Consider the following 8,420-nt stretch of genomic DNA (forward strand, 5'->3'; position numbering starts at 1 on the left):
CCAGCCCCAAGATTACGCTATGCCCCCACCAAAGTTTACGCTCCAGTACCTCCTAATTGGTCTGTTACTCACCCTTTCGCCACTTTCCGCGCAGGCCGACCAGCAGGACTGGCTCGAGAACCTGCAACAAACGAAGGGCGAATTTTGGTTGCCGGACGGCGTCGGACCGGTCAGCATCAACGGAGAACCCGCGGAACTCGGCTACAGCACCTTCGCCGATAAACAAACGCTGCCCATTGCGGAAGGGCTCAACCTGGTGAAGTCGGGCGACCGTTACGCGCTCTACCATTTCAAAGCCTCGGTCGACAATGCGGACAATAGGTTACGCCGTATTCCCCTTTGGTTATCGATCTTCCCCCCACTAATTGCCATTGGGATGGCACTGATCTTTAAGGAAGTCATCGTTAGTCTTTTCGCGGGCGTTTGGGTGGGCGCGTTCATTGCCGGTGGATTACGCTTCGAAGGTTTCCTCGGCATCGTCCGCGCCCTCCTCGAAACCGTGGAAAACTACGTCATCAAGGCCCTGAACGATGGCGGGCACTTGTCCATCATTGTGTTTTCCCTCCTAATCGGCGGCATGGTCGCTATCATCTCCCGCAACGGCGGCATGGCGGGCGTCGTGGAACGGCTCACGAAATATGCCACCACGCCCCGCAGTGCGCAGCTCATTACGTGGGTGCTCGGCGTGGCGATCTTTTTTGACGATTACGCAAATACGCTCATCGTCGGCAACACGATGCGCTCGGTGACGGACCGCTTCCGCATCAGCCGCGAAAAACTGGCCTACGTGGTGGACTCTACGGCCGCGCCCATCGCCTCGGTCGCCTTCATCACTACCTGGATCGGTGCGGAACTCGGCTACATCGGCGACGGCATCAAGGACGTGCCCGCCCTCGCTGGAATAGCTCCGTATTCTATTTTCATCGAATCGCTCAAGTACAGTTTCTATCCCGTCCTGACGCTGGCATTTATTCTGATGCTCATTATAACCCGTCGTGATTTCGGACCGATGTACCGGGCCGAGCGGCGCGCCCGCGACACCGGGGAAGTCAAGGCACTTGGTTCCGAGGCCGCGGTGGGGGAGGAGCAGGAAGACCTTAGTCCGCTGCCGGGGGCACCGCTGAAGGCACGCAACGCGATTATCCCGGTGCTCACCGTGGTGGTGATGACGATCATCGGCCTACTCAGCACGGGGTTTGCTTCGATCTACGGTGGTTTAGACGTACCGCCGGCTACCGACGGTTGGGCGTCGGTTTGGTCGGCCATGGACGGTAATTTCTTCGGCAAGCTCGGTACGGTGGTCGGCGCGGCGGACTCCTACGTAGCCCTATTGTGGGCGAGTATCTCCGGTGTCGTCGTCGCCATCATCCTCAGCGTCAGCCAGCGGATCATGAACATCGGCGAGTCGATGAGCGTGATGACCTCCGGCTTCAAAGCCATGTTTTCCGCCGTTCTGATCCTGACGCTCGCCTGGGCGTTGGCCCTCACCACGGAAGACCTGCATACGGCCGATTTCCTCGTCGATCTGCTCGGTAGCAACCTTAACGCTTACCTGCTGCCCCCGATCATCTTCGTGCTCTCCGCCCTGGTCAGTTTCTCCACCGGTTCCAGCTGGAGCACGATGGCCATTCTGTACCCCATCGCCATTCCGTTGACGTGGGCGGTGGCGACGCAGTCGGGCTGGTCACCGGAAGAAGCTACGCGGCTGACCTACAACGTCATCTCCATTGTGCTGGCCGCCAGCGTGCTCGGCGACCACTGTTCCCCGATTTCGGATACAACCATTCTCTCCAGCCTCGCCTCCGACTGTAACCACATCGACCACGTCCGTACGCAGATGCCTTACGCGCTTACGGTGGGGGCGGTGGCGTTGGTTTGCAATACGGTCTCGTCGGCGCTTGGTGGGGGTTGGTTGCTTTGTGGGGTGTTGATGGTGCTTGGGTTGGTGGTTTTGTTTGGGGTGGTGCGGGTTTTTGGGCGGGTGGTGGATTGACGGGGGGGGTAGTTGCTTTGCAAATACCTATAATTCAAAATGAGGGTCATAAGATAAATACTGTCGCATATTGCGATTACGTGATTGATGGTGTTAGCTGCAACAAAAAAATCGTAACTTGCGAAAATATTATTGATAAAAAGTATTATACTATGTTTGAAAGAAGAGACGCCTTTGACGGTGAGGAGAAATTACTAAAATTAATTAGTGAAGATCACTTCAATGATGCTAAAAGCAAAAGAATAGCTCCCAATAAGCTACAAGAAACCTTTGTAGCGTTTGCAAATTCTGATGGAGGTGATTTGTACATTGGAATTGAAGACGAGAAAGTAGAGACCGAACGCTTAATTGATTTTGTCAATGAAGAAGAGGCTAATGAAATTATCCATCATCTGCTTGAAGGTACTGATCCTTCGGTAGAAAACATGGAAATTGAATTCATAGATTTTAAATCTAAAGGATTGGTGCTACACATTATCATTCCAAAAAGCCCCGCAGTACATTATTGCGCAAACGGTGATTGTTATATAAGGGTAAATGCTCGTAAATCTAAAATTAAGGGAGATAGAATCACACAATTAGCTTATTCGAAAGGATTTTACAAGTATGAGCAGATAGCGATAAAAGGAGCCGAATTGAATGATTACCTCAAAAGTGAGAACGTATTATCATACAAAAATCGGATAGGCACAAAACTTGATACCGGAGTATTTTTTAAGAAAACAGAAATTACTTGCTAAGATTGAAGGAGAGTCACTCCCAAATGTAGGTTGTGCTTTGTTATTTGACGAAGACCCTGCTGCTGAGATCGGTTCGAACTGCTCTCTAAGAATCTATAGATTACTAACGTCTGATGAAGAATACAGTAGAGACAAATTAAAAGAAAAGCCGACTTCTATTAATGGTCCTGTAGAAGAACAAATTCACAACGGTATAAAAGAGGTAACCAGACTTCTATCTGATGCTACTATTACAGTAAACGGAAAATCAAAAAAAATTGACTACCCGGCCATAGCTATACATGAAATATTAGTGAATGCTATAATTCATAGAGATTACAGTATTAGTGATGATATACATGTTAGGATTTATGATAATCGAATTGAGATAATCAGTCCAGGTAAGCTTCCTGGCTACATAAACACAGACAATATATATGAAGAACGATTTGCTCGTAATCTGAATTTAGTCCGAATGCTACACAATCTTCCAGATCCTGTTAATCATAATATTGGTGAAGGTTTAGACACAGCAAGAAATGAAATGAAAAAGTTAAATCTAGTTGAACCTGAGATTATTGAACTTAAGAATTCTGTGAAAGTAATATTGAAGCATAAAAGAGTTGAATCTTTAAGAGAGGTGATTCTTAAGTACTTCGGTGACAATCCTGATTCGTTTATTACTAACGGTGATGTGCGTAATATTAGTGGTGAGGATGATGTAAACAAGGTTAAGAAAGCAATTAAGAAGTTAAGAACCGAAGGAGTCTTAGAAATGGTCGATCCTGAAGAAAAAAGCTACTTTAATTATAAGTACAAATTATCAGAAAAATAAAATGCAGCTAACACTGTAGCTACGACAAGCCGCCCACGTACTATTTAAGTTGATTCAAGGGTTTATTTTCCGGCCGTTTTTGCGGTAAAAAGCGTGCTGACGCTTTACGCTTTTTACCGCAAAAACGGCCTAATTACTTCGAGTCAAAGTTTTTCCCTAAATTTGATTAAGGCGGCCTGCGCAGCTACGAACGTTGTGTGCAACAAAAAAATTACAACACTTGACGAGATGTTGTAATTTCGACGTAGGTTTACTAAAAATCCCATATGCGCTATAAATTAATAGAAAACCTGAGACTAGGGTTTAATGATGCTGAAAACTATAAGCATCGGAAAAACAAGGATCTCTTCAATAGAGTTTTTGTTAAATCTGAAGAGCTAGATTTATTGCTCGAGGAAACGACATACTTTCTAGTAGGGGACAAAGGTACTGGCAAAACTGCGTATGCTGTCTTCTTATCAAACAGCGAGTACAAAAACTATCAATCATCATTGAAATATATCCGCGAGACTGATTACAGGAAATTTGTATCGCTGAAGCAAAAGAAACAGTTGGAGTTGTCAGATTACCAAAGTATTTGGAAAGTTATTCTGTACCTTCTGATCAGCAAACAAATTATCCAAAACGAACCAAAAGGATTTTTGGAAAAAATTTATTCACGTAAGTTAAACATCCTTAATTCTGCGATTGATCAATACTATTCTAATGCATTCAATCCAGAAATCCTCTATGCTTTGAATATTATGGAGGAAACTTCATTTGCAGCTGAGTTGATTGCAGCGAAAAAGGCTAGCTTTTCTGGGGAATCAAAAGTAGGAACTTCCTTTTCTGAGTCTAGATTTCAAATGAACTTATTCTATATAGAAAAGCAGTTTGAAGAAGCATTGTCAGCTTTAAAACTAGAAAAGAGCCATACTATATTTATTGACGGAATAGATATCAGGCCATCAAATATAGAATATCATGAGTATCTTGAATGTATCAAGGGGTTAGCAAATGCTCTATGGACTATAAATAGCGACTTTTTTTCGAATATAAAGGATTCTCCAGGTAGACTCAAGGTGGTAATGCTATTGCGACCAGATATTTTTGAATCCATTGGTTTGCAAAATACCAATAACAAGATTGCTGATAATAGTGTGTTACTTGATCTAAGGACTTCATACAATGTATACCGTGACTCTGTATTATTCAATATAGTTGACAATTTATTATCTAAACAACAAGATTCAAATTTAACAAGAGGCGAAGCGTGGGATCATTATTTTCCATATAAACTTAACTTGAAAGGATCGCCAGATGACTCATTTATAGGTTTTTTAAGATATGGAATGTCTAGGCCTAGGGACATTATATCAGCCATGGATATAATGAAGGCTGAATATGCATCGACAAATCGAATAAAATTAGGCGTATTTACAGAAGATGACTTTGAAAGTAGGGAATTTAAGAACAAGTATTCTGAGTATCTTCTTGGTGAGATAAAAGATCAGCTTTCGTTCTATTATGCACTTAGTGATTATGAGACGTTCCTTAAATTTTTTGAATTCTTATATGGAAGATACAAATTTGGTTACAATAGTTATTTGATATCCTTCAACGAGTACATCGAACATATAGAATCTAGTAATGTCAGTAAGCCTGATTTTGCAGAAACTGCTGATGGGTTTTTGCAGTTTTTATATAACCTCAACGTTATTGGTTTTATTGATAAGGTTGATGGGAAAGATTGGCATCGATGGTGTTATAGACAAAGAAGTTACAGTAATATTTCTCCGAAGATTAAAACTCATACAGAGTATACAATTCATTATGGTCTAGGAAAAGCCTTGAATATTGGCAAGGTTATTGACAGGACTAAAAATAGTAGAAAATAAAATACCGCTAATACAACAGGTGCTATATTGAAATCCAATGGATTTAAGTACTTGGACAGATTTATCGTAACTTTTCTATCTTGTGATTATGGCATCAAGATACGTAACGCTCTCGGCAGATGAAAATGCAGCTCTAATGAAGGGCTGGAAGACAGGTAGTAAGCACACTTTCAGATCGCGCTGTAACATGATTCTGCTTAGTAATCAAGGCTATGGAATGGTTGAGATCGCTTCAATGGAAGGTGCTACACGGCAGTCTGTAGCGGGCTGGTTCAATTGGTGCGAGGCTCATGGAATAGAGGGCTTACGAACGGGAAAGGGTCAGGGGCGACCGCCAATCGTGCGGATTGATAATAAGAAGGCGATTGATAAAATTGAAAAGTTGGTGGAGAAGTACCCACAAAAATTAAGTCAGGCATTGGAACAGATTGAGAAATTTACCGGAAAGCCGATGTCCAAGAAGACACTTAAGAGAATTCTAAAAAAAACGGCTGGGCCTGGAAACGCTTCCGCCGTCAACCAGCCAAGCGGCCGTCCCAAATTGAAGTAGATGTAGCCACTGAATCTTTGAAATCGTTGCTATCATTAGCATTACTAGGCGACATAGACTTACGATTTGCGGATGAAAGCGCCTTTAATTTAGAACCCAATGTACCTTATGATTGGATTAGGGTGGGTGAACAGTACGGTCTGAGAAGTAGCAAAAGTTGCAAGCTCAACGTGTTTGGGCTGCTAAATTATTCTGGAGACTTATCTAGCTTTATAACTACTGGCCGCGTTGATTCTAACCAAATCATTGAATGGATGACGGAGTTTGCAGCTACTATTGACAAGAGAACCGTTGTTGTTTTGGACAATGCTCCATGGCATAGTTCTAAGTTGGTGATGGATAAAGTTGATGAGTGGGAAGAAAAAGGTTTAGAGCTTTTCTATCTACCGCCTTACTGTTCACATCTCAACATAATTGAAACCTTGTGGCGAAAAATAAAACATGAATGGCTTCGACCAGAAGATTTTAATAGTGCAGAAGCGCTACACGCTCGAATCAGAGAAATTTTAGCCAACTATGGAAATGGACTTTTTGACATCAATTTTATTTTAGAAAAGATGTCATGATAATTTTGTCCAACTACTTATCCTTAGTTAAAGTTACATTAAATATCGTTTTTGACGGAATTCTGTTGATGATAACAGTTTACAAAGTCGTAATTTAGATTTGAATGACGTACTACAAATTACCCGAACAATGAAAAATATTATTTACCTCTGTGCTTTTGCGATACTTTCTTTCGGTTCTTGCCAAACTGAAGAAACCATATTAGGGGGACCATTAATACCAGAATTAGAGCCAGAACCGCAAGTGGGAGTAGTAGACTCAATTAACGTTGAATTGGTTAATTTGCAGTGGCCAAATCCGGGTAAGGATTATAATATTGTAGACTTTACCGCAAGACTACCTGGATACATTTGGGGCTGTATTGCCAAAACTAATGACCACCGGGAACTAGAGATATTCTCCTATGACATCTCATCTAATCAAGTGCAGACGTTCACTGCGCCGGACACTTTAGACGTCCCTTATTTCCAGATCATCGAGGGCTCGTCAAATGGTAAACTCTACCTTCATTCTTCTGGTGTTGTAAAGAATAAGATTGCTGTTTTTGATACTCGGAGTAGTTCTTGGTCATCTATTACACTCCCGGGTTTTGTGGGTGGTATTACCATCGACGAGAGTAATGATGAAGTTTGGATTGCTCATAATAACGGAATATCAAGAGTCCAGAATGATAGCGTAATTACTTATGATGAATCAAATTCTGCGCTGCGACGTATTATTAGCGGTCCAAATAATTCTTTCTTCGGCTTTGTATTAGCTGTTGATGTGTCCGGGACAGTCTGGTATGCTAACAGCAATATTATCTACACGTTTAACGATGAAGAATGGTCCGTACACCCACTTTCTCCACTTTCTGATACATACATCGTGACTCACATAGTCCCGGATGAAATTGAAGGAGTGTTAATTAAAACACCAAGAGAAAACTTACTTCAATTGAATGCTAGTAAGGTAATAAAGAGCTACAATGCAGTTCCTGATCTAATCGAGCCTGCTAGAGGTGCAATTAATATTCTAGGCAGATCTGTAGATAGCAGTATTATTTACTCTCATATGAATGGTTTTTCATTTTATGCTCCAAGAAAGGATAGTGTTTTTCAAGTAAGTGCGCAGAATAGTAATCTTCCGACTTTGAGAGATGGATTAAAGCTGTCCAGAGACCTTGATGACAATATATGGATAGGTGGTGGTAATACTTTAGGTATTTTGCCAGATGAATGGAAATAATTATCGAATTCGTAGGGCTCTTGTTAATTAATGACTAGCTACAAAATTTTTAGGTGCGCAGAAAATTGCTGCGAGATAGGCCGTCTGGTGAATTTGAAAATTTCTTTTTCTATTATCGCTACTTGAGCTACCTTTTTGCGTGCTGAATCTCTACGCAAGAATGCTGTTTCAATAGTCGGTTCAATGCGCTATAGTAAAACAACCGTGGATCTATGAAAAACTGGGAAGCAGTATTTTTGGGGTAACTACACGCCATAAATATGCTTCCCTTCGAACTCAGTCAAACTGATATCGAGACCATAAAGGTCCACAAAAATTCTCATACTTGCCCGGGTGTCCGTGTTCGATTGCTAGTGCTCTGGATGATCCATCACAAGTTTTCTTACTCGGATGTTTCCCTGGCCGTCGATTGTCACCTCAATACGGTTACTAACATTGTCCGTATGCAGAATGATGGAGGTCTAGAACGGATAATGCGAGTACCAAAAGGAACATTAAGACATCCGCTCTATCAAAAATTCACCAAAGTTCGCGATGGGTTGAAGAAGGCTTGCCTCCCATACTACTAGACATTTTTAACAATCGGGTGATTTTGTCCGGGATCGAGCGCTATTATTCGATAAAGGAACTTTTCCAGATTCGCGCACCAAGG

Annotated in this window: 8 protein-coding genes; all 8 read left to right on the top strand. The window is 42.4% G+C overall.

Going from position 1 to position 8,420, the window contains the following annotated elements; genetic code table 11:
• The first annotated feature begins 19 nt into the window (after positions 1-19).
• The 8 genes from GGR27_RS16605 to GGR27_RS20650 all read left to right on the top strand — a co-directional run bounded on the left by GGR27_RS16605 (position 20) and on the right by GGR27_RS20650 (position 8,337).
• Positions 20-1,993, top strand: a complete 1,974-nt coding sequence (locus GGR27_RS16605; RefSeq protein ID WP_168039385.1) for a Na+/H+ antiporter NhaC family protein — start codon at positions 20-22, stop codon at positions 1,991-1,993.
• The gene (locus tag GGR27_RS19875) at positions 1,909-2,733 is read left to right on the top strand and encodes an AlbA family DNA-binding domain-containing protein (protein ID WP_209037967.1); all 825 of its coding nucleotides are present in this window, start codon (positions 1,909-1,911) and stop codon (positions 2,731-2,733) included. Before GGR27_RS16605 ends, GGR27_RS19875 begins: the two co-directional genes overlap by 85 nt.
• Positions 2,690-3,547 (top strand): ATP-binding protein, encoded by an 858-nt coding sequence (locus tag GGR27_RS19880; RefSeq protein ID WP_209037968.1) that lies wholly within the window; start codon positions 2,690-2,692, stop codon positions 3,545-3,547. Before GGR27_RS19875 ends, GGR27_RS19880 begins: the two co-directional genes overlap by 44 nt.
• A 266-nt stretch (positions 3,548-3,813) precedes the next feature.
• Positions 3,814-5,424, top strand: coding sequence for a P-loop ATPase, Sll1717 family (locus GGR27_RS16615; protein ID WP_168039387.1), 1,611 nt, complete (start codon positions 3,814-3,816; stop codon positions 5,422-5,424).
• Positions 5,425-5,512: 88 nt separating this feature from the next.
• Positions 5,513-5,974, top strand: coding sequence for a helix-turn-helix domain-containing protein (locus GGR27_RS16620; protein WP_168039389.1), 462 nt, complete (start codon positions 5,513-5,515; stop codon positions 5,972-5,974).
• Positions 5,965-6,540 carry an IS630 family transposase gene (locus GGR27_RS16625; protein ID WP_320060364.1) on the top strand — a complete coding sequence of 192 codons (576 nt, stop codon included), beginning with the start codon at positions 5,965-5,967 and terminating at the stop codon, positions 6,538-6,540. The genes GGR27_RS16620 and GGR27_RS16625 overlap by 10 nt, the downstream gene beginning before the upstream one ends.
• Before the next feature lie 130 nt (positions 6,541-6,670).
• On the top strand, positions 6,671-7,768 hold the full coding sequence (locus tag GGR27_RS16630; RefSeq protein WP_168039391.1) for an NHL repeat-containing protein: 1,098 nt from the start codon (positions 6,671-6,673) through the stop codon (positions 7,766-7,768).
• Positions 7,769-8,028: 260 nt separating this feature from the next.
• Entirely contained in the window at positions 8,029-8,337 is a 309-nt protein-coding gene (locus GGR27_RS20650) for a helix-turn-helix domain-containing protein (protein ID WP_406603642.1), read from the top strand.
• Positions 8,338-8,420 lie beyond the last annotated feature (83 nt).

This window comes from Neolewinella antarctica, assembly GCF_011927835.1.
GTDB classification, from domain to species: domain Bacteria; phylum Bacteroidota; class Bacteroidia; order Chitinophagales; family Saprospiraceae; genus Neolewinella; species Neolewinella antarctica.